21 protein-coding genes are annotated in these 21725 nt (G+C 43.5%); 2 read left to right on the top strand and 19 right to left on the bottom strand.

All coding sequences use genetic code 11. The features are described from left to right. Positions 1–101: 101 nt before the first annotated feature. From NSQ70_RS06275 to proG, 6 genes are all read right to left on the bottom strand, one after another. Entirely contained in the window at positions 102–1721 is a 1620-nt protein-coding gene (locus NSQ70_RS06275) for a peptide ABC transporter substrate-binding protein (RefSeq protein WP_251210794.1), read from the bottom strand. Next, entirely contained in the window at positions 1718–2731 is a 1014-nt protein-coding gene (locus tag NSQ70_RS06270; RefSeq protein WP_007498841.1) for an ABC transporter ATP-binding protein, read from the bottom strand. The genes NSQ70_RS06275 and NSQ70_RS06270 overlap by 4 nt, the downstream gene beginning before the upstream one ends. A gap of 7 nt (positions 2732–2738) precedes the next feature. Beyond that, positions 2739–3701: an ABC transporter permease gene (locus NSQ70_RS06265; protein WP_024719611.1), complete on the bottom strand. Its 963-nt coding sequence runs from the start codon at positions 3699–3701 to the stop codon at positions 2739–2741. After that, positions 3698–4633: an ABC transporter permease gene (locus tag NSQ70_RS06260; RefSeq protein WP_008346233.1), complete on the bottom strand. Its 936-nt coding sequence runs from the start codon at positions 4631–4633 to the stop codon at positions 3698–3700. Before NSQ70_RS06260 ends, NSQ70_RS06265 begins: the two co-directional genes overlap by 4 nt. Before the next feature lie 18 nt (positions 4634–4651). Next, complete coding sequence (locus tag NSQ70_RS06255) at positions 4652–5476, bottom strand: M55 family metallopeptidase (RefSeq protein WP_039168738.1); 825 nt, start codon at positions 5474–5476, stop codon at positions 4652–4654. A gap of 189 nt (positions 5477–5665) precedes the next feature. Further along, positions 5666–6490 (bottom strand): pyrroline-5-carboxylate reductase ProG, encoded by an 825-nt coding sequence (proG, locus tag NSQ70_RS06250; RefSeq protein WP_058337439.1) that lies wholly within the window; start codon positions 6488–6490, stop codon positions 5666–5668. A 169-nt stretch (positions 6491–6659) separates the two neighbouring features. On the opposite strand from proG, the gene NSQ70_RS06245 reads away from it, so the two are divergent. Beyond that, complete coding sequence (locus NSQ70_RS06245) at positions 6660–7979, top strand: trypsin-like peptidase domain-containing protein (RefSeq protein WP_058337440.1); 1320 nt, start codon at positions 6660–6662, stop codon at positions 7977–7979. Positions 7980–8021: 42 nt separating this feature from the next. Here the strand turns inward: NSQ70_RS06245 and NSQ70_RS06240 are convergent, their stop codons facing one another. After that, a complete protein-coding gene (locus tag NSQ70_RS06240) occupies positions 8022–8972 on the bottom strand; it encodes a ring-cleaving dioxygenase (protein WP_025207212.1) in 951 nt (316 codons plus the stop codon). 329 nt (positions 8973–9301) lie between these two features. On the opposite strand from NSQ70_RS06240, the gene NSQ70_RS06235 reads away from it, so the two are divergent. Then, positions 9302–10627, top strand: a complete 1326-nt coding sequence (locus NSQ70_RS06235) for an amino acid permease (RefSeq protein WP_024719606.1) — start codon at positions 9302–9304, stop codon at positions 10625–10627. A 13-nt stretch (positions 10628–10640) separates the two neighbouring features. On the opposite strand, the gene NSQ70_RS06230 is transcribed toward NSQ70_RS06235, so the two are convergent. From NSQ70_RS06230 to NSQ70_RS06175, 12 genes are all read right to left on the bottom strand, one after another. After that, complete coding sequence (locus tag NSQ70_RS06230; RefSeq protein ID WP_008358910.1) at positions 10641–10970, bottom strand: hypothetical protein; 330 nt, start codon at positions 10968–10970, stop codon at positions 10641–10643. Positions 10971–11033: 63 nt separating this feature from the next. Then, positions 11034–11990: a sugar-binding transcriptional regulator gene (locus tag NSQ70_RS06225; RefSeq protein ID WP_256689195.1), complete on the bottom strand. Its 957-nt coding sequence runs from the start codon at positions 11988–11990 to the stop codon at positions 11034–11036. A gap of 92 nt (positions 11991–12082) precedes the next feature. Then, positions 12083–12868, bottom strand: coding sequence for an SDR family oxidoreductase (locus tag NSQ70_RS06220; RefSeq protein ID WP_072367659.1), 786 nt, complete (start codon positions 12866–12868; stop codon positions 12083–12085). Next, complete coding sequence (locus NSQ70_RS06215; RefSeq protein WP_024719603.1) at positions 12846–13541, bottom strand: SDR family NAD(P)-dependent oxidoreductase; 696 nt, start codon at positions 13539–13541, stop codon at positions 12846–12848. The genes NSQ70_RS06220 and NSQ70_RS06215 overlap by 23 nt, the downstream gene beginning before the upstream one ends. 31 nt (positions 13542–13572) lie before the next feature. After that, on the bottom strand, positions 13573–14955 hold the full coding sequence (lpdA, locus tag NSQ70_RS06210; RefSeq protein WP_096881316.1) for a dihydrolipoyl dehydrogenase: 1383 nt from the start codon (positions 14953–14955) through the stop codon (positions 13573–13575). 12 nt (positions 14956–14967) lie between these two features. Beyond that, positions 14968–16290 carry a dihydrolipoamide acetyltransferase family protein gene (locus tag NSQ70_RS06205; RefSeq protein WP_041507419.1) on the bottom strand — a complete coding sequence of 441 codons (1323 nt, stop codon included), beginning with the start codon at positions 16288–16290 and terminating at the stop codon, positions 14968–14970. Positions 16291–16307: 17 nt separating this feature from the next. Beyond that, entirely contained in the window at positions 16308–17288 is a 981-nt protein-coding gene (locus NSQ70_RS06200) for an alpha-ketoacid dehydrogenase subunit beta (protein WP_026050078.1), read from the bottom strand. A 31-nt stretch (positions 17289–17319) separates the two neighbouring features. Further along, positions 17320–18303 (bottom strand): pyruvate dehydrogenase (acetyl-transferring) E1 component subunit alpha, encoded by a 984-nt coding sequence (gene pdhA, locus NSQ70_RS06195; protein WP_008346257.1) that lies wholly within the window; start codon positions 18301–18303, stop codon positions 17320–17322. A gap of 180 nt (positions 18304–18483) precedes the next feature. Further along, on the bottom strand, positions 18484–19515 hold the full coding sequence (locus NSQ70_RS06190) for an alcohol dehydrogenase catalytic domain-containing protein (protein ID WP_256689194.1): 1032 nt from the start codon (positions 19513–19515) through the stop codon (positions 18484–18486). After that, positions 19512–19958: a hypothetical protein gene (locus tag NSQ70_RS06185; RefSeq protein WP_008346260.1), complete on the bottom strand. Its 447-nt coding sequence runs from the start codon at positions 19956–19958 to the stop codon at positions 19512–19514. The genes NSQ70_RS06190 and NSQ70_RS06185 overlap by 4 nt, the downstream gene beginning before the upstream one ends. 62 nt (positions 19959–20020) lie before the next feature. Further along, positions 20021–20299, bottom strand: a complete 279-nt coding sequence (locus NSQ70_RS06180) for a PTS sugar transporter subunit IIB (protein ID WP_017367077.1) — start codon at positions 20297–20299, stop codon at positions 20021–20023. Between the two features lie 19 nt (positions 20300–20318). Then, on the bottom strand, positions 20319–21692 hold the full coding sequence (locus NSQ70_RS06175) for a PTS transporter subunit IIC (protein ID WP_007498866.1): 1374 nt from the start codon (positions 21690–21692) through the stop codon (positions 20319–20321). Between the last annotated feature and the right edge of the window lie 33 nt (positions 21693–21725).

The raw sequence follows: 21725 nt of genomic DNA, 5'->3' as shown, positions 1-21725 counted from the left end.
TTCTCTTCGTTTCTTTCAATCTATGGGCATCTTCTTCATAACATGAACAAATAAAGGAACAGACGCTTTTTTCAAAGCGCCCCATTCTCTCATTTTTTCATTTACTCTCCATCTACCTGTGCCCATTTCAAATCAATGTAACCAACAGGATGACGGACAATGCCCTTTACGCCTTCTTTTTGTAAATAGACTTGGTTATAAAAATGAATGGGAATGATCGGTGCTTCTTCCATCAGAAGTGCCTCGGCATCATGCAACATACGATTTCTCTTTTGTTCATCTGCTTCTTGACTCGCCTTTTTGATCAGCTGATCATACGTATCATTTGACCAACCTGTCCGGTTCATCGCATTTCCTGTTTGGAAGCTCTCTAAGAAATTGATTGGGTCTGCATAGTCAGCTAGAAATGAACTTTGCGAGAATTGGAATTTGAGTGCCTTTTGATCTTCTGCAAACACATTTGCTTCCATGTTGGCAAGCTTCACATCTACCCCTAGCGCTTCTTTTAATTGCTGCTGAATGGCTTCTGCTTTTTTCTTATTTTCAGGCTTTGTACTATATGTTAATGTGACGGGCGGCAGCTTTGAATAGTTCTCTTCCTTCAACCCTTTTTCTAATAGTTTTACAGCTTCACTCGTATCATGTTTGACAAGGTCGCCACCAGCTTCTCTGAAATCTTCACCCTTTGAATCTAAAATTCCTGGTGAAACGAAGGCACGTGCTGGCTTCTCTTCATTTTTCGTCACATACTCTACAATATCCTGTGGATTGATCGCCATTTGAAAGGCTTTGCGAATGTTCTTATTTTGAAAAGGCTCCATGTTGACATTTAGACGATAAAAAAACAGCCCTGCTTGATCCTCAATTTGCACATCTTTGCTTTTTAACAAGTCTTCACTTTGTTCTGCCGGAACGAAGGCCGTATCTAAATCTCCCGATTGATACATTTGATAATCTGTGTTTCGATCACTGATCATGAGCCATTTCACTTGATCTAGCTTGACCGTTTGTTTGTCCCAATACGTGTCACTTTTTTCCATTGTAAAGCTTTCATCATGCTTCCACTCTGTCAGCTTAAACGGTCCATTGCCGACAAAGGTTTTCGCATCCTTGGCCCAGTTCGGGTCCTTTTCCACTACCTTCTCATTCACTGGAAAAAAGGCAGGGTTTGCCGTCATATTTAAGAAAGATTTCTGCGGGTATGCTAGCTTGACCTCTAGCGTTTGATCATTAACAGCCTTGACTTTTACATCTTCTTTCTTCCCTTTTCCGCTGTTAAACGCTTCGCCCCCTTCAATCATATAAGCTAAGAATGCCGCAGAAGACCCCGTCTTTGGATCTAGCAGCCGCTTCCACGCATATTCAAAGTCACTTGCTTTGACTGGATCACCATTTGACCACTTAATCCCATCCCTTAAATGGAACGTGTACGTTTTTCCGTCCTTTGAGATGTCCCATTTTTCCGCCATGGCTGCAGATGGTTCGTGCTTCTCATTCAGTCTCGTTAATCCTTCCATTAAGTTATTGAGCCCTTGCCAGGACACATTATTAAAACCAATGGGCGGATCAAATGATGTCGGTTCGTTTTCGTTATTTAATGTTAAAACTTTCTCTTCACCCTTGCTTGAAGATCCTTTGCCTGCTTGCTCATTGGCTGTACATCCTGCAAGCAGCATCACTGTGATAAAGCACATACTGAGAATCCAACCTGTTTTTCTCATGAAAAACTCCCCCTTTGTGTTGAAGATAAAACCGTTTGCTTCGCTCGTTCATCTTGAAGCCAGCAATGTACTGCATGTGTAGGTGAACGCTGCGTTTCATGCGGCATAATATGATCACACACTTTCATCGCAGACGGACATCGATCGGTGTATGGACAACCTTTTGGCGGAGCAAATAAATCTGGCGGGCTTCCTTCAATAGGAATGAGTTCATCTTTCATATCCAGCCTTGGAACGGATTGCAGTAGCCCTTTTGTATAGGGATGCTGTGGACTGTAAAAGATATCTCGCCTTGTCCCAACTTCAACGATTTTCCCCCCGTACATGACAGCCACTCGATCAGCGACTTGTGCTACGACCCCTAGGTCATGTGTGATTAAAATAATCGTCACACCTGTTTTTTTCTGAATCTCTTTAAATAGTTCTAAAATCTGCGCCTGTATGGTGACATCTAGTGCAGTTGTCGGTTCATCTGCAATCAGCACCTTCGGCTCACAAATAAGAGCCATTGCAATCATGAGCCGCTGCCTCATGCCACCGCTGAATTGATGCGGATATTGCTTCAGCCTCTCTTTCGGCTGCGGAATCCCCACCAAATCAAGCATACGAAGCGCCTCTTCTTTCACTTCTTTTTTTGTCAGCTTCTGATGCACTTTTGCAGCCTCCATCAGCTGATCTCCAATTGTCAGCGTCGGGTTGAGTGCCGTCATAGGATCTTGAAAAATCATGGAGATATCGACACCACGTATGCTGCGCATGTCTTTTTCAGATAATGACAGCAAGTTGCGATCACGAAACCAAATTTCCCCTTGATCGACTTGTGCGCTGTATGCAGGGAGAAGCCGCATGATACTTTGAGACGTCACACTTTTTCCGCAGCCTGATTCTCCGACAATGGCGAGGGTTTCTTTTTCATACACATCCACATTCACCCCGCGTACCGCTTGAACAGAACCGCCATATGTCCGAAAGCTAACATGCAGATCGATAATCCGAAGCATTTTTTTCATCACGCCATCACCTCTTCATCTTCGGATCAAGCGCATCTTGCAAGCCATCACCTAAATTATTAAAGCAAAACATCGTCAGCGAAATAAAAAATGCCGGAAAGAATAAACGCCACCAGTGACCATTATCTGACAGCACTGTCGGCAAGGCATCATTGGCCATCACACCCCAGCTTGCAAACGGCGCTTGAATCCCTAAACCAAGAAAACTTAAGAACGCTTCAGCAAATATCGCTGTCGGTACAGTCAGCGTCATCTGGACAATAATCGGTCCCATCGTATTCGGCAGTAAATTTCTGCGGATGATGCGCAAACTTTTTGCGCCAAAGGTTTTCGAGGCAAGGACATATTCTTGGCTTTTCAGCTGAAGGACTTGACCTCTCACGATTCTTGCCATCCCGATCCATCCTGTGACAGTGAGCGCCACAATAATAGTGACAAGCCCAGGCCCCATCAGAACCATCAATAAAATGACGACGAGTAAATACGGCAGACCGTAAAGCACCTCGACAATCCGCATCATGACATGGTCATACTTCCCGCCTTTATAGCCTGCAATACCGCCATAGATGACACCGATTGCAAAATCAATGAGAGCGGCCATCACGCCCACAAATAATGAAATGCGTGCGCCGTACCAAGTACGTGTAAACACATCACGTCCAAGTTCATCTGTTCCAAACCAGTGAGCAGCTGACGGTGGCAAGTTTTGCATGGAAAGCCGCTGTTCTGTCACACTATTCGGTGCAAGGAGTGGACCTAATACAGCCATGACGAAAAGAAAAATCAGCACCGATAAACTAAACATAGCGAGTTTATTTTGTTTTAACCGTCGCCAAGTATCTGCCCAATACGAAAGTGAGGGTCTTTTAATGGCATGGACTTCAGATGTCTTTTGTTCTTTAGGAGCAAACCATTCATCTGGCACTTCATGCGCTTGATTCGTTTGATCATGCTGAAGGTGTATACTCATGCCTTTCCTCCTTTCTGATGCAGCTGGATCCTTGGATCAAGCAGACGATATGTCACATCTACAATGAAAAGAAGGGTAATTAAGATGATGCTGTAAAAAACAGTGGTTCCCATGATGACAGGATAGTCACGGTTGTTAATACTCTCGACAAAATATTTTCCCATTCCTGGGATCGCAAATATTTTTTCAATCACAAAACTGCCTGTTAAAATACTTGCGACAAGCGTGCCAAGGATCGTGACAACAGGTAAAAGCGCATTCCGCAGGGCATGTTTAAACACAATTTTATAAGGGGAAAGTCCTTTCGCTTTTGCAGTTCGAATATAGTCCTGCGACAGCACTTCTATCATGCTCGATCTCGTTAACCGGGCAATGATAGCCATTGGACCTACCGCCAGTGCAATGGTAGGAAGCACCATATGCATTGGACTTGTCCACATTGCTGTAGGAAAGAGCTTTACATTCACAGCAAGCTGCTGAATTAATAAGGTAGCAAAGATAAAGTTTGGTATGGATATACCGAAAACAGCAATCGTCATGGCGATATAATCAATCAAGCCATTATGCCGGAGGGCAGCCATGATTCCGAGCAAGATGCCGGAGATGACAGCAATCAAAATAGAGATAAGACCAAGTTCTAATGAGACTGGAAAACCTCTCGCCAATAAATCATTGACACTTTCAGAAGGCTTTTTAATGGAAGGACCAAAATCAAAAGTAACGATGGATTTTAAATAGATCATATATTGAACATAGAGTGGTTCGTCTAAGTGATAGTAGCTTTCGAGGTTTCGCTGGACAGTTTCGTTTGTATTTCGTTCTTCATTGAAGGGCGATCCTGGGATGACCTTCATTAAAATAAACGTTAACGTCGTAATCGTTAAAATCGTAGCAATCATCGCAATCAAACGCTTGAGCAAAAAGCTGGCCATCTGCTGTCTCCCCCTCACTTAACAAAATGTTGTACGTGCGGCAAGCTCTGTCATGACAAGCATCGCTTGGTAGGCTTCTAATATATTCTCTGCTTGGTACGTCACCGTTGTTGTCCCTTCGATGATGGCCGTACCTGGCATTAAATTCGCCCATTCGGCTTGTCCATAATTGGCAAACTCGATTTTCAGCACTGGCTGCTCAGGAGGCGTGAGCGGCTTCATTTGATGAATTTGTTTCATGGCAGCTTCCACTTGCTGAGAGATGAGGGTGCTCACTTTCGCTGGTGTTAAGCATTTCACAGCAGATCTTGAAATGGTTTCTTTTACCGCCACTGTTTTCACGCCAGGCATTAACTTTTCGGCTTCAAGTGCCGCTTGATCGTCTCCGCATACAAGAATGACTGGAACACCATAATAGCCTGCGACATACGCATTAAAGCCCATTTCACCAACTGGATGATCATTTATGTAAAAATGTCTGACACCAAAGATCATACTGTGAGACATCACACCTTTCATTGATGCCCTCGCATGGTAGCCTAAAAAAACAGCGGCATCATACGTTTGATCTAATCCTTGAACCATTGAATAAGGCTTTACATCCCCTGATATGAGAGATGCTTCCTCATGCAAATCTTCAATCAACAGATTATTCATTTTAGAATGGCTATCATTCACTAAAATCTCGGTCGCCCCATGTGTAAGAAGAGCTTCTACACAGGCGTTCACTTCACCTGTCATGATTTTTCTCCCGCGCTCATAATTGTGCTGGCGGCTATCAACAAATGTATGATCAGCTAGACCAGTAATTCCCTCCATATCGACTGATACATAGAGCTTCATCCCCATCCCCCTTTAATTAAACTTAAAATTTGTGTATATTTTTCTAAATTTTCTAAAAAATTATATGAGAACTTGATTGATTTTTCAATACAATGTCTGAAAATAAGGAAATTAGACTCAGGTAATACAGGTCAAAAGAATTGATGCGAAAGGATTTATTTTACAGAAAAAACACCACTAGCTATGTCTTTAGTGGTGTTTGTCTGCTTCATCGATTTGCGATTTTAGCTGCGCATATTTTTTCATCGTTTGTGTAAACAAGTCATCGAACATTTGCGGTGCCTGCTGCTGGATGACTGCAGCGCCTTCTCCTGTAATCCCGCCTTTTGTTGCGACCCTGTTCACCGTTTCAGCAAATGTCAGTTCCTGTTCAACAAGAATTTGTCCTGTACCGAGCAGCGCATATGTTAAAAATTCATAGGCTTCGTCTAAAGAAAGCTCACTATTCCGAACAGCGGATCTCGCCATTTCTTCAAAGATTGCTGCAATAAAGCCCGGAGAAGAGCTTGTCAAATTACTCGCCGCATCAAACCGGTCCTCTTCCACTTCCCTGACGATACTAAAAGCTGAAAGCAGGCGGTGGAGTCGTTCTTGTGCCTCCTGCCCAGCGGTTTCACCATGCGCCACAAGGGATACACCTGTCCCTACAGCTGATGTCAAAGTGGGAATGTATCTAGACACCGGCTGATTCGTATGTTGCATTAATTTGTCTAACGTGACAGCCGCTGCCACTGATACGATATGAAGAGATGTCTTTGCGGGGCTCAGCTGATCTAATACGTCAAGTACAGCAAGCGGTGGTACACAAACAAACACGACATCACATGATGCAGAGATGTCATCTAAAGAGCAAATGTTGACATGCTGGTTCTTCTCTTTCAGCTGTTGCAGCCGCTCCGTTTCACTTCTTGTATGGATCATAAATTGACTGGCATGAAGTACTCCTTTGTCCAGCCATTTTTGTACCATCATATCTGCCATGCTTCCATATCCAATGATTCCAATAGTCTCCACAGTTTAATCTCCTCTATTTTGCTTAGATTCACTACTTATTTTAACAATTTCCCACAATGTTTTCATTTTTATCCCACACTTTTTTCTTACGATAAAGTCAGTATCCACCACATACGGTCAATCACCTTACACACATACATGTAAAAATCGATGAAAGAGAGTGATCTTGATGACACATCACAAAGATGAAAAACACACTTCTTATGAATTACAAACCATTGAACAGCCGAAACAAAAGCAGAAGAAGCCAAGTGGCTGGCTGAAGCCATTTGTCAGCGGGATTGTAGGAGGTACGTTAGCGTTAGGTGTTTACGTTCTAACTCCATATGCTCAGCATTCAGAAAATAGTTCAACTGATTCGTCAACGAAAACAGCCGCTGTATCGACAAATGATACAAGTACAAATTCGTCAAAAACAACAGCGTCACAAACATCGAATTCGACCAGCAGTATTTCCAGTATGGTCGAAAACGTATCACCAGCCATCGTCGGCATTACAAACTATCAAACACAAAGTCAAACAACCACAGATTTTGGCGATATGAACACACCTTTTGATGGATCACAGCAAAATCAAAACAGCAGCAGTCAAGAACAAGAAAGCGGTACCGGATCAGGGGTTATTTTCAAAAAATCCGGCAGTAAAGCCTATGTATTAACAAACAACCATGTGATTGAAGGAGCAAATAAATTAACAGTCTCCTTGCATAATGGCAAGACGGTAGCAGGAAAAGTGGTCGGTTCTGACCCGCTGACCGATCTTGCTGTCGTGGAAATTAGCAGCAGCGGCGTTACAAAAGTCGCTGAACTCGGAGACTCCTCATCCCTTCGTGCGGGAGAAACCGTCATCGCAATCGGAAACCCGCTTGGTGAAGATTTATCAAGAACAGTGACACAAGGAATTGTCAGCGGTGTCGATCGAACAGTTTCTATGGATACATCAGCTGGCGAAAGCAGTATTAATGTCATTCAAACAGATGCCGCCATTAACCCCGGTAACAGCGGCGGACCGCTTTTAACAACAGACGGAAAGGTTGTGGGGATCACCAGTATGAAAATTTCTGAAACAGGTGTGGAAGGTATCGGGTTTGCGCTCCCAATCAATGATGTCAAACCAATTGCAGAGCAGCTTCTCACAAAAGGAAAAATCGAACGACCTTATATCGGTATCAGCATGCTGGATCTCGAACAAGTACCAGATGCTTATCAGAAGGAAACGCTTGGACTGACAAGCAGTCAGCTGGATAAAGGCGTGTACGTAAAAGAAATCGCTGCTGGCTCACCTGCTGCAAAAGCTGGATTAAAGGCAGAGGATGTCATCACCGCCATCAATGGCAAAAAAGTGACAACCGGCAGTGAATTACGCCACGAGCTTTACACGAATGCAAAAGTAGGAGATACCATCAGCATCACACTCGTTCGTAATGGAAAAGAAGAAACAAAACAAGTGACATTAACACAATCTGAATCAAAGCAAGTCAGTTCTTAACGAAAAAAGCAGCTCATAAAAATTGAGCTGCTTTTTTCATGTTCACTTGATTGGGACCAATCTTTGTTCAATTTCTGCTCGTTTGTGCTCTAAAAATGGCGGAAGTGCTAATTGATCACCAAGTTCATCCACGCTTTCATCCACTGTAAATCCCGGACCGTCTGTTGAGATTTCAAACAAAATGCCGTTTGGCTCTCTAAAATATAGGGCTTTAAAATAAAAACGTTCTACAACACCAGAGTTGGTGAAACCGGCTTTGGCTATTTTATCATGCCATTTTTCAAGCTCTTCTGCGTCCGCTACACGAAAGGCTACGTGATGAACACTCCCTCTGCCAGATCGCTCAGCAGGTCCTTCTGCTTTTTCAATGACATGAATCTCTGTTCCAGCTCCGCCCTGTCCTGATTCAAAAATCGTCACGATTTCCCCATCATTTGATTGTTCACGTGCTTTTTCTGTGAAACCAAGGATGCTCGTTAACACACTGATCGTTTTATCTGCTTCTGCGACTGTTAATTCTACTGGTCCCAAACCTCTGATCGCAAAATCAGCAGGAATCTCATCATGCACTGGCGGCTTCGCTCCATCTTGCACGCTTGGTTCTACAGTCAAAAACAGCTGCTGTCCTTCTGGATCTGTAAATTTCAAAGCAGGTCTGCCGCCTCTTAAAGAAGCTGTTTCTTTCTTTACACCTTTTTCTTCAAAGCGCTTTTCCCAAAAGGTGAGTGCCTCTTCTGAAGTGACAATCAAACCTGTGCGTGAGATCGCATTTGTTCCGTCCAACCGGCGGGCGAGCATCGGTATTTCAAAAAACGTCAGCTCTGTACCAGGTGAGGCGACCTCATCTCCATAAAATAGATGATACATCGATGGATCATCTTGATTGACTGTTTTTTTCACCAGTTTTAAGCCAAGGATTTGGCGGTAGAAATCAACGTTTTTCTGAGCATTTGCTGTTAGTGCTGATACGTGGTGAATCCCATTTATTTTCATTGTGTTCACTCCTATTATAAAATATCTCGAATTCAAGATAATATCCTTATGAATAAAATAGGTCATTTTAGAAGAAAAGTCAACCATTCGGCTGCATCTTTATTGGACGTTCGGCTTTCGCCTATTAAATTAACATTAAATCAAAAATAATCTTCTATTGTTCGCTTTTAAGATAACATTCATCCTAATATCTCCAATAAATGAACACTTTTAAATACAAATACGAAAATCAGAAAATTTTTTTAATTCTTGTTTTCCTAAAATCGTATTACAATGAACAAAATACATGTCACAGTAACGTACGAAAGTGATGCAGGAGGTCGTGTGTAATGAACAAAGAACAACCAGCGTTAAAACAAGACATCGGCTTATTTTTTGCCCTATCTCTTGTCATCGGAACAATTATTGGATCTGGCGTTTTTATGAAGCCTGGCAACGTCCTTTCTTATTCAGGAAGCTCAGGCATCGCCTTATTCGCATGGCTGTTAGGCGGGATCTTAACCCTTGCAGGCGGACTCACAGTCGCTGAAATTGGTACACAAATCCCACGTACTGGCGGTTTATATGCCTATCTTGAAGAAATATACGGTGAATTTTGGGGCTACTTATGTGGCTGGGTGCAAATTATTATTTACGGGCCAGCGATTATTGGTGCTCTTGGTCTTTATTTTGGTTCATTATTAGCTAATTTATTTTCTCTTTCTTCTTTATGGGCTACAACGATTGGCATTATCACCGTTCTTTTTTTATGTGTGATCAACATCATGGGAACGAAATACGGTGGTTTTGTCCAAGGACTGACCACGATCGGAAAGCTTGTTCCAATTGCAGCAATTATTGTGTTTGGCTTATGGAAAGGAAATGAACATATTTTCACAGCCGTCAATGAGAGTATCGCACAAATGAACTTCGGTGCAGCAATTTTGGCGACGTTATTCGCCTATGATGGCTGGATTTTGCTTGCAGCGCTTGGCGGTGAAATGAAAAATCCAGAGAAACTGCTTCCTCGTGCGATGGCAGGCGGTATTTTAATTGTCACAGCATGTTATCTCTTTATTAACATCGCCCTTTTGCATGTGTTACCAGCTGATCAAATCGTTCAACTAGGTGAAAATGCAACAAGCACAGCTGCTACAATGCTCTTTGGTCCAATTGGCGGTAAAATTATTAGTATCGGAATCATCATTAGTATCTTTGGCTGTTTGAATGGAAAGGTTCTTTCGTTCCCGCGTGTCATTTTTGCGATGGCAGAACGAAAACAAATTCCGTTTGCCAAAGCCATTTCACGCATTCATCCTACTTTTCAAACACCTTGGATCGCTGTATTTGTACAGATTTTGATTGCCATTGTGTTTATGATCGTCAGTAATCCCGAGAAGCTGTCAGAAGTTTCGATTTTCATGATTTACATCTTTTATGTGATGGCCTTTTTCGCTGTCTTTAAGCTAAGAAAACAAAACAGGGGAATGAAGCGCGCTTATAGCGTACCACTTTACCCGCTCACACCGATCATTGCGATTATCGGCTCTTTCTTTGTCTTAATCAGCACCATGATCACCGATTGGCAAAGCTGCCTGATCTCCATGCTGATCGGCATTGCTGGACTGCCGATTTATTACTACATGAAAAAAACACAAAATAAAGCAGAGCGCTAAGACAGCCTCTGCTTTATTTTTTATATTGCTTAATGACCTTATAAGATTCGTTTAAATATCTCATCAGCCGGTATGGCTTACTTAAAACCCGGATGGGGAGTCTTGAAATGAATCCATTCAGATTCGCCTTATACTCCTGCGTCATCCGCTTCGGCTTTGTGGCAATTTTTTCATATACTTCTTTGTAAAATTCCTTCATGATGTCGACTTGCACACTGATCTTCTGATGACACTCTGTACACTCAACGCTTTTCATCTGATCATTCACATAAACGATGCTGTGGAGGGTCTCTTCTTGGCACCGAGTACAGTGTAGGTTTGCTTCCATTTCGGTTTTCTTCAAGATACACAGCTCCTTTCTCGTTTGATGTTGCTCTTTTTATACAATACGATGGCTGTCAGCTGTTTATTGGACAGATGCTTCCTTTAAAATAGCTGCCGCAGTCAATTCATCGGTGACGAGCACCTGAATAAAGCCACCGTTTAAGGCTCCTAAAATACTTTCAGCCTTATGGGTTCCTTCCACAACTGCGATGACTTTTTTCACGCTCTTTAATTGTTCTAACGATAATCCAATCACCTTTTGGTTCAGCTCATCTTGGACTGGTTTCCCTTCCCCGTCAAAGAAACGAAAACCAATATCACCAACAGCTCCTGATTGCCTTAAACCAGACAAATCCTCTTCTTTTAAATAACCGACTGTTTTCAATGTAGAGCCTTTATGCGGATTCCCAATACCGATCAGGGCAATATCAACATTTCTGCCTTCTTCAAGCACAGCTTCTATGTCCTGCATCGCCATCAGCCGCTCTTTTAATTCTTCTGTTTCTAAAATCGCAGGTGCATATAAATAGGAGCACGTACCATTCAACTTCTTTGCCAGCTCATATGCCAGCTGATTCGCGTGAATGTCGACCGCCTGCCTGCCCATTCCGCCCTCTAAAGGAATGACTTTGACATCGTTTCTTCGCTCAAATGGATATTCCTTCACTAGCTCGGCAAGTGTGGTTCCCCATGAAATACCGATTTTCTCAGCGCCTTTCATGTTTTTAGACAGATAATAGGCGCCCGCTTGACCGACTGCCCGTTTGACCATCTCAGACATTGTCCCGACACTTGGGACAACGACAGCATCCGTTAATTGAAAGGTCGTTTCCAGCTGCTTTTCAAGTTCCACTGTATGAATACTTTCGTCTTTAATGTACACTTCAACGATTCCCACATCTTTTGCTTTTTGTAAGAGCTTTGAAATGACTGGTCTTGAGACATTGAGCTTTTTTGCAATCTCCTGCTGCGTCCACCCGTCTGTATAATAAAGATGAGCAACCTTGACGAGCTGTCGTCTTTCTTCCCAATTCAGCATGTGACATCATCCTTTTAATATACTATGATTACCAGTATACCAAACATTCGTTTCTAATTGGAACAATTGTTATGAAAATAAAAAAAGAGCGATTAACTCTCCGCTCTTTTTCCCTCGCTATATTTAGGCTGATACGTTCTCCCGCCATCTAATAAGAGTATCTGTCCGTGCAAATAGCTTCCCTCGTCACTTGCGAGAAATAAAGTGACTCCAGCAATATCTTCTGGTTTTCCTAATCTCCCGATAGGAATAAGTGATCGAAGCTGACTTTTCTCAAGCTCAGTCGGATAGAGCGTATCAAGCATCTGAGATTCAATGACGCGCGGTGCAATGACATTGATGCGGACGTGATGGGAACCCAATTCCTTTACAAGCGAACGCATGAGACCAAATGCCCCGGCTTTTGACGCGTAATACTGGATGCCGCCGCCAGAGCCTGTTATCGCAGATCCTGATCCAATAATGACAACGCTGCCTTCTTTCCGCTCACATAGATAGGGTGCTAATGCTTTGATGCAGTAGAAAAGACCATATAGATTCACAGCCAGTGTCTTTTTCCAAAGTGAAAAATCAACCTCTAAAAAAGGAAGGGATTTCGTCATTCCTGCTGAATAGACAAGATGCCCAATGCCACCCAGCTCTTTTTCAGCTGCTGACGCCATTTGCTGAACACTTTCCCACGATGAAACGTCAGCTTGGAACGTCAGCAGCTGAGGATGCTGTTGTTTTAAAAGCGAAAGTCCCTGTTCATCTATATCTGACACAGCTACACGATGCCCTTCTTTTAAAAAACGCTGAGCAATTTCTTTGCCGATGCCTTGGGCGCCACCTACGATGAGAACTGGTTTTTGTTGATTAGCCAGCGCTCTCACCCCCATCGAGCATAATCGCTGCTCCATCTGTAAATGCACCGTACGACGTACTTAAGAAAACCGTCATATGAGCCACCGTCTCCTTGATTTGCTCTTTGTCAGGAAGCAAATGGAGAGGCGGCGGAAGTAGTGCCAATACCCGGATGCCTTTGTCTTTAAATTCGCGCGCTAATCCTTTTGTCATGGCATTCAACATACTATTTGATGTAGCATGTGAGATCCCGCCATCACCTGTTATGCTGCCTGATGAGGAAATATTAATGATGCAGCCCTGCTTCTGATCCACCATATGCCACACAGCGGCTTGACTGGAAAGAAAGACTGTATTTACGGATCTTTCCACTTCATCGACCCATATCTCAGGACTTACGTCATCAATCTCCTCATCTGCTTTTTGCTCGGCTTGATTGACTAAAATATCAAGCTTGCCGCATGTATCGATGACTTGTCTTAGCATAAGCGTAGCATCACGCGGTGTCTCAAGCGGATTGATGACAACAGTCGATTGGCCGCCTAATTTTTCAATGTCTTCGCTTATCGACTTTGCTTTTGATTCATCACGAAAAGCGTGTATGAAAACATGTGCACCTGCCTGGGCCAAAGCTAGGCAGATGGCTTCTCCAAATCCATCTGTGCTATCTGTCACAAGTGCCACTTTCTGATGAAGCTGGACGTGCACACGGATCTCCTCCCTATCCCTTGTTTGGCATTTATTTTCTCAGCTTACTCACAATATCAAGAGCTGCTTCATAAAAGCCTTCTGAGATGGTTGGATGCGGGTGAATCATTTTGGCCATCTCTTCCGCTGTTCCTTCTAAATACATAAATGAGGAAGCCTCTGATATCATCTCCGTTACATGCGGACCAACCATTGTAGCGCCAATGACTTCACCATATACGGTATCGTACACGAGTTTAATAAAACCGGTTTGAACACCTGCTGCCAACGCTTTCCCGCTTGCAGCTAAATCAAATCGCTCTGCCCGCACGTTTAGCCCTTTGGCTTTTGCCTCTTTCTCTGTCAGTCCCACACTCGCTACTTCTGGCAATGTATAAATACATCTAGGAACGATGTCGTGATTCATTTTTTCAGGCTCGCCGCATATATTGCTGACCGCAACGGCTGCCTCTGCCATCGCCGCATGAGCGAGCTGATAGCCGCCGGCTACATCTCCAATTGCATATACACCTTCAACACTTGTCTTCATCTCGTCGTTTACTTTAATAAAAGGACCATCCAGCTGAAGATCAAGCTGACTGACAGCAGAGACATTTGGTCTTCTTCCGACGCAAACTAGCAGTCTTTCAGCCGTAAAGATGTGCGTCTCTCCTTTATCGTCTGTCGCATGAATCGCTTTGACTCCTTCACTTTCTGTTACCTCTGTCACCGTCGTTTTCTTTGCGATATGGATGCCTTTTTTCTTCAATTCTTTTTCTAGTAATTTCGACGCTTCTTCATCTTCCTGCGGAATAATCGACGGAGCGGCTTCTATAATGGTGACTTTTGATTGGAGACTCTGGAAGATGCATGCCAGCTCAAGACCAATTACACCCCCGCCAATAATGACGACAGATGCAGGAATATCTGGGATGTCAAAGATCGTATCACTTGTGTCAAATTGAATCTCTTTGAGCCCTGGAATAGGCGGAATAGCAGGTGATGAGCCAGTGGCAATGATCAGCTCTTTTGTTTCAATCGTTTCTGATCCATCTTGTTTTTCAATGTCAATGCGATTTTTTGTCACAGCTGTGCCTCTGCCGTTATATACATCAATCTTTCCTTGCTTTAATAAAAAGGCGATTCCGCCCCTGAGTTTTTCGATGACATCATCTTTACGTTTTCTCATTTTATCGAAGGAAAGAACCATCTCACCTGTTTCGATTCCCCAGCTTTTTGCTTTCTCAATGGATTCAATGACTTCTGCATGTTTGAGCAGTGTCTTTGAAGGGATACAGCCTCGATTTAAACAAGTCCCCCCTAGAAAATCCTCTTCAATCAATGCAACTTTGTGTCCACGTTCAGCGGCTTGAAGGGCGGCAGTGTATCCGCCAGGCCCTCCGCCAATGACTGTCAGATCATACGTTTTTGTCATCCGATTCATCTCCTACATTAGCAATTCAAATGGTTGTTCAAGCACTTTTTTAAGGTCTGTTAAAAAGGCTGCTGCTGGTGCACCATCTACCACTCGATGATCAAATGATAAACTGACGCCCATCATTGGCCGCACCTGAATTTCTCCATCGATCACTACAGGTTTTTCTTGAATGCGTCCAACGCCTAAAATCGCCACTTCCGGCTGATTAATAATTGGGGTAAACGTGTCAATGGCATACATCCCTAAGTTACTAATGGTAAATGTAGACCCCTTCAACTGGTCTGGCAGTAGCTTTTGATCGCGTGCATTTCGACCAATTTCTTTTGCTTCTTTTGTGAGCTGTTTCAGCCCTTTTTGATTTGCATGAGAGATGACCGGAACCATTAAGCCGTCTTTCACAGCAACCGCAAGACCAATGTGCACATCCTCATGGAAATGGAGCTCATTTTGTTCAAACGTCATATTGATTTGCGGATGGCGCGTGAGGACACTGCTGACCGCATGGATGATGATTTCTGTAAACGACAATCTGTAGCCTGTCTCTTTTTCAATCGCTGGGAGCAGCTGTTTGCGCACTTCTTTTGCTTTTGTCATATCAATTTCACTTGTTAATGTGACGTGCGGCGCTGTAAAGGCACTTTGTGACATGCGATCTGCGATCACTTTTCTCATCCCGGCTAGTTTTTGTGTTCTCACTGGAGCAGCCTCTGCCTTTTGTGCGCCTGCTGCTGTCACATCACTCTTCATGATTTTGCCGTGAGCGCCAGAACCAGCAACATTCGCTAAGTCGATCCCTTCACGAGCAGCCACTTTTCCTGCAAGTGGTGATACGCGCTGGCCTTCCTCGTTCGTGTGAAGGGCCGCTTCGACATCCCGTTTTTGAATTCTGCCTTTTGGTCCTGTACCAGATACTTCGTGAATGGCTACTTGGTGATCTTTTGCCGTTTTTCTCGCTGCAGGAGTTGCGCGTACTTTCTCACCCACCGCTGGTTCAGCTTCAGTCGAAACAGATGGTTCAGATGGTGATGACGTTCCGCTGTCTTCAGAAGATGCTTCATCTGACTGCGCTGGCGGCTCGCTCGGCACCTGCTCATTAGCCTCTCCGATATATCCAATGACAGCATTAACTGGAATCTGATCATCTGCTTCGTAATATTTCTTTAGAAAAACGCCATCATCATAGGCTTCAACCTCGATATTGATTTTGTCTGTCATAATCTCAAATAGAGGCTCACCGATTTCAACCGAATCTCCTTCTTCTTTAAACCATTGAAGCAAGGTACCGATCTCCATCGTACTGCTTAGCTTCGGCATAAATATCTCTTTTGGCATGATCTTCTCCCCTTTACTTAAGAGCGCACGAGCTCTTTTGCTGCTTCAATAATATCTGGCACTTGTGGAATGACTGCTTTTTCCAGCGTTGGGTTGTACGGTATTGGGACGGCAAGACCACCAAGTCGTTTAATAGGCGCATCTAAATAGTCGAAGGCTTCACTTTCCGCTATCATACTGGCAATCTCTCCGCCGTAGCCGCCTCGTTTCACTGCCTCATGCACAACGATACATTTGCCTGTTTTTTTCACAGATTCAATAATGGTTTCTTCATCTAATGGGACGAGCGTTCTCGGATCAATGATCTCGACATCGATTCCTTCCGCTTCTAGTTCCTTCGCTGCTTCGAGCGCTTTGTGCACCATAATGGCTGTTGCGACAATTGTGACGTCCTTTCCGCTTCTCTTCACATCCGCTTTCCCTAAAGGAATCGAGTACTGCTCTTCTGGTACTTCACCAATTGTTTTATATAAAAGCTTGTGTTCATAGAAAATGACAGGGTTGTCATCATCCATTGCTGCTTTTAAAAGTCCTTTTGCATCATAAGCTGTTGAAGGCTGAACCACCTTTAGTCCAGGAATATGAGCCATCCACGCTTCTAAGCTTTGGGAGTGCTGCGCTGCGGCACCTGTCCCGGAACCTGCTGGTGTTCTGACAACAAGCGGCACTTTCCCTTTTCCGCCAAACATGTAACGTGTTTTCGCTGCTTGGTTTACAAGCTGATCCATTGCAATTGTAATAAAGTCAGAGAATTGTAGTTCTAAAATCGGACGCATCCCTGTCAAAGCCGCTCCGACTGCGCCTCCTGCGATGGCAGCCTCTGAAATCGGCGTATTGCGGACGCGTTCTGGACCGAATTCCTCGATCATCCCGCGCGTGACACCAAATGCGCCACCGTATACGCCGATATCTTCACCTAAAATGAAGACATCTTGATTTTTTCTCATTTCCTGACTCATTGCTTCTCGAACGGCTTCTAAATATGAAATCTCTCTCACTGTCGTGTTTGTCACGTGATTCCCCTCCTAATTAGGCGTATACATCCTCTAATAGTGTGTCAATTGATGGTTCTTTACTATTTTTCGCAAATTCAACAGATGCCTCGATCTCTTGCTTCGCTTCTTCTTGTAAACGAGCAGCCTGCTCTTCTGTCAGAACATCTAGCTCCATTAAGAGTGACTTAAAGCGTTTAATTCCGTCTTTTTGTCTCCATTCTGTCTCTTCTTCACGTGTACGGTATTTTTTCGCATCACTCTTTGAGTGACCCTTCCAGCGATACGTTTTCATTTCAATGAGTGATGGCCCTTCTCCAGCTCTTGCACGGCTGACCGCTTCATCAACTGTATTCATAATCTCAACCATGTCATTTCCATCAACTGTTTTCCCTGGCATTCCGTAGCTTTCTGCTCTTGTTGAGATGTCTTCAATGTTGATCATTTCTTTCACAGGACCAGACATGCCGTATTGGTTGTTTTCACAAATAAACACAACAGGTAAATCCCAAATGGAAGCAAGATTCAGCGCTTCATGGAAGCTGCCTTCATTTGTGGCGCCGTCTCCGAAGAAACAAAGGACCACAAAGCCTTCCTTTTTCATCTTGGACGTGAGCGCCGCACCTGTTGCAAGCGGAATACCGCCGCCAACAATTCCATTTGCCCCAAGGTTTCCTTTTTCTAAGTCGGCAATATGCATGGAACCGCCTTTTCCTTTGCAGTAACCTGTTTCACGTCCGAACAGTTCAGCCATCATTTTATTGACCTCTGCACCTTTTGCAATACAGTGACCATGTCCGCGGTGTGTACTGACAATCTTATCTTCATCCTTTAACACAGCAATAGATCCAACAGCCGATGCTTCCTGTCCAACACATAAATGGGTCGTTCCATGGATTAATCCTTTAGCAAAGAATTGATCGACCTTTTCATCAAAATATCTTACTAACCACATTTGTTTATATAAATCTGCTAATTTCTCATGACTAATCTGTTCAGGCAAAGTGATTTGTTTTTGCATTTCTTCTCTCCCCTTTACATTTGTTCTTATGTGTTACATTTGTAATTATCATACGTTTAACTCTCATTGAAGTCAAGCATTTCCGTTTATTTTTTAAGCGTTTTCATCTTTTTTCAGAAAAAAAGAGAAAGGCAAAGCCCTTTTCCAAAGACCTTCTCTTTCTCTCCATCTCGTACATTCTCATTCATCTGGATACATCATGATTTTGACGCTTTCACCTTCTGGATGCCTAGCGCATTCTATCGCCTGACGAAGCTGACTTAATGGATATCGATGCGTCACCATTTTTTCTGTATGAACGACTTTCGCTTTTAAGAGCTCCAGCGCTTCACGATAATGGTATGGATGCGAGGAATAAGCTCCGACTACTTTCACTTCATCATGGAAAAAACGTTCTGCTGGAATGGAGACATCCCCTTTCGGAAAGTGAGCAAAGACCAAAATCGTTCCGCCTCTTGCGACAGCTTGAAATGCTTCTTTTAAAAGCGCACTACTACCCACAGAAATAATGACAAGGTCGGCTCCCTTTCCATCTGTTTCTTTCATGACGCGGTTTTCTACTGGCTCAGATGCTGGATGAAAAGCGACGTCCGCCCCAAGATTTCTTGCTTGAAGGAGCCTGTTCTCATTTACGTCTGTGATCATCACTTTTCCAGCCAAATAATATTTGGCAAGCTGTAATTGAATGCAGCCAATTTGCCCCGCTCCAAGAATCAAGACCGAATCTCCAGGATGAACGGGCGCCCTTTCAAAGCCGTGAAGACAGCAAGCAACCGGCTCGACCATCGCTCCTTGTTCATATGAGACGTCATGTGGGAGCTTGCCCATTGTATGCTTAACATGTAAAGCAGGAACACGAATATATTCTGAAAAACCGCCCGGCTCTACATTTGTGGCTGCAAATTGCGGGCACATTGTATAAAATCCTCTTTGACAAAAGTCACAAGTAAAACAAGGGACATGATGCGCTACATACACCCTGTCTCCCGTTTGAACATGTGTGACGTGACGGCCTGTTTCGATAATGTCACCAGCGATTTCATGCCCTAGCACTGTGCCAGGAGATACCGTCTCATGTGTCGCTTTATAAATATCCGTCCCGCATAACCCGCAGGCACGCATTTTTAATAACACTTCATCATCACCAATGGCTGGCCGCTTCCGCTCCTCGTAACGAATGTCCTCTGAAGAATAAAAGACAGCTGATTTCATTTAGCCGCATCCTCCTTTTCATCACATGTCGCAAGACTCTGCAAGGATTGAACGAGCTGCTTGTACTCACTCATCTCACTTGAAATCCAGTAGCGTCCGCCAAATATTCGCGCAGGTCCCACTCTGACATATACTTTCCCGATATGAGGATATGGTTTTAAAAACAATTTTCCTTTAATATCGGACACGGCATATGTGTGCCACCTGCCAAAAGCACCTATTTTCAGCTCATCTTCACTAATCATGATATTCGTTGGCTGATTCAGGCCAGTGATGCTAGAAAGCATAAGGATAGGCAGCGTATAGACACCTAACACAGCTAATGGCTCAGGTCCTGCCGACATCAACGTATAAAGAGACCAGAGAAAAAACACACATATTAACAAGGCCGGAAGGAAAATAGAAAACATGGCAGACGTTCGGCTATAAGCATGCTGCTGCATGAGAGCTCCCCCTTTCAAATGACATGGAAGGAGCTTTCGCAGCTCCTCCACGCAATCATCGTTCACTTAATATGATCGATAATTTTTTCAATATCATCTTCAATGCCAAATCCCGTTAAAAAAGATAACGTTTGAATCACAGGCGTTCCTTTTGTATCACTAACAGGCGTTGTCGTCACAATTAAATCAGCACCCTCCGCTTTCTGCGGAACCTCAGATGCCTTACACTGTTCAACGATGACATCGTATCCTTTTTCCTTTAATGTCTCTTCTACCTTTTTTGCCACAACCGTTGACGTTGCAACTGCCGTTCCGCAAGATACTAATATTTTTTTTGCCATGAGAATCCCTCCAGGTCGTTTATTGATCTTTCTGATCTAAGCCCATTTCTTTTGCATACTGCTTTTTAATATCATTTCGCACCCAGTACCAAAGAAGCGCATATGCCAGTGCACAGACAATCGCTGCAATGAAGTAAGGATTGCTCGGATCAAGAAGTCTCACCATGATCCAAGGAATGACGTGTGAACCAAGATCGATACCAGAGATCATATTTGCCCCTTCTGGGAAGTCGAAACCAACTGCTTTCCCCATTGTTGTGGCGAGTGGTGCAAGGTTCGTTGCAATGAAGAAGACAATCATTAAGGTAAAAATACTGTTAATGAGGCCGCGAATAATATTCCCACGAGCGGCTGCTACTGCCCATACTACTGTAAATGGCAGAACCGATAAGTCTGCAAACGGCAGCATACCATTGTAAGGAAGAACGACAGCGAGCAAAATGGTGATTGGCACCATCAAAAGGGCTACAGCCATATTCGCTGGATGACCAATGACAATCGCTGTATCCAAACCAATATAGACATTTTTTCCAGGGAAACGCTTTTGAATATAAGAACGAGCACCCTCAGAGATTGGAATAAGTCCTTCCATTAATAAAGCAACCATTCTTGGCATTAACACAAGCACTGCAGCCATTTGAATTCCAAGGGTCATGACACCTTTTGCATCATAGCCCCCAAGAAGACCAATAATGATACCAAGTATAAGACCCATCACAAGCGGTTCACCAAAGATGCCAAAACGTTTTTTCAAAGTTTCTGGATCCGCATGAATTTTGTTTAGACCAGGGATTTTATCAATCACGCGGTTTGACGCATACATGAGCGGAGCGAAGTTGACCGTTTCAGCATGAGCCATCGATACGCCTTTTAATCCGAAATGGTGTTCAATCGTCGGTGCCGTCCAATCGGCGAGTTTTAGTGTAATCGCAGAAACGATTAAACCAACGGCAAGAGCTAAGAACATATTATGATAAGCGTAGTAAGTAACAGAAGCAGCGAAAATCAAATGCCAGAAATTCCAAATATCCACATTCAATGTTTTCGTAAAGTTAACAGACAGCAAAATGACATTTAACAAGAGCACAAGAGGAATCATCAAAGGGGCTACAGGTGTACCAAATGAAATGGCGGCTCCAATCGGCCAGCCGACATCTAAAATATCAAGCTTTAATCCAAGGGAATTGACCATGGCTTTGGCTGCTGGTCCAAGACCGCTTACAAGTAAATTAATGACAAGATTGACCCCGACAAATCCAATTCCGATGGTAATACCTGCACGGAAGGATTTTTTAAATCCTTGCCTTAAAATCATACCGAATAACGTCATAATAATTGGGAGCATAATTGTTGGCCCTAAGTCTAAGATGAAATCGACGGCTTGCTTGATCATACATCCACCTCCTGATTTTAAATAAAGCGCTTA

The organism is Bacillus sp. FSL R5-0397 (assembly GCF_038593395.1).
Taxonomy (GTDB): Bacteria; Bacillota; Bacilli; order Bacillales; family Bacillaceae; genus Bacillus; species Bacillus altitudinis.
This window is presented reverse-complemented; position numbering and strand designations above follow the sequence as displayed.

Coding starts and splice junctions, on each gene's coding strand:
- NSQ70_RS06175 (WP_007498866.1), bottom strand. CDS start 21,692: ATGATCAAGCAAGCCGTCGATTTCATCTTAGACTTAGGGCCAACAATT.
- NSQ70_RS06245 (WP_058337440.1), top strand. CDS start 6,660: ATGACACATCACAAAGATGAAAAACACACTTCTTATGAATTACAAACC.
- NSQ70_RS06190 (WP_256689194.1), bottom strand. CDS start 19,515: ATGAAATCAGCTGTCTTTTATTCTTCAGAGGACATTCGTTACGAGGAG.
- NSQ70_RS06260 (WP_008346233.1), bottom strand. CDS start 4,633: ATGGCCAGCTTTTTGCTCAAGCGTTTGATTGCGATGATTGCTACGATT.
- NSQ70_RS06265 (WP_024719611.1), bottom strand. CDS start 3,701: ATGAGTATACACCTTCAGCATGATCAAACGAATCAAGCGCATGAAGTG.
- NSQ70_RS06180 (WP_017367077.1), bottom strand. CDS start 20,299: ATGGCAAAAAAAATATTAGTATCTTGCGGAACGGCAGTTGCAACGTCA.
- NSQ70_RS06235 (WP_024719606.1), top strand. CDS start 9,302: ATGAACAAAGAACAACCAGCGTTAAAACAAGACATCGGCTTATTTTTT.
- pdhA (WP_008346257.1), bottom strand. CDS start 18,303: ATGCAAAAACAAATCACTTTGCCTGAACAGATTAGTCATGAGAAATTA.
- NSQ70_RS06255 (WP_039168738.1), bottom strand. CDS start 5,476: ATGAAGCTCTATGTATCAGTCGATATGGAGGGAATTACTGGTCTAGCT.
- NSQ70_RS06205 (WP_041507419.1), bottom strand. CDS start 16,290: ATGCCAAAAGAGATATTTATGCCGAAGCTAAGCAGTACGATGGAGATC.
- lpdA (WP_096881316.1), bottom strand. CDS start 14,955: ATGACAAAAACGTATGATCTGACAGTCATTGGCGGAGGGCCTGGCGGA.
- NSQ70_RS06270 (WP_007498841.1), bottom strand. CDS start 2,731: ATGAAAAAAATGCTTCGGATTATCGATCTGCATGTTAGCTTTCGGACA.
- NSQ70_RS06185 (WP_008346260.1), bottom strand. CDS start 19,958: ATGCAGCAGCATGCTTATAGCCGAACGTCTGCCATGTTTTCTATTTTC.
- NSQ70_RS06225 (WP_256689195.1), bottom strand. CDS start 11,990: ATGCTGAATTGGGAAGAAAGACGACAGCTCGTCAAGGTTGCTCATCTT.
- NSQ70_RS06275 (WP_251210794.1), bottom strand. CDS start 1,721: ATGAGAAAAACAGGTTGGATTCTCAGTATGTGCTTTATCACAGTGATG.
- NSQ70_RS06240 (WP_025207212.1), bottom strand. CDS start 8,972: ATGAAAATAAATGGGATTCACCACGTATCAGCACTAACAGCAAATGCT.
- NSQ70_RS06220 (WP_072367659.1), bottom strand. CDS start 12,868: ATGGGGGTGAGAGCGCTGGCTAATCAACAAAAACCAGTTCTCATCGTA.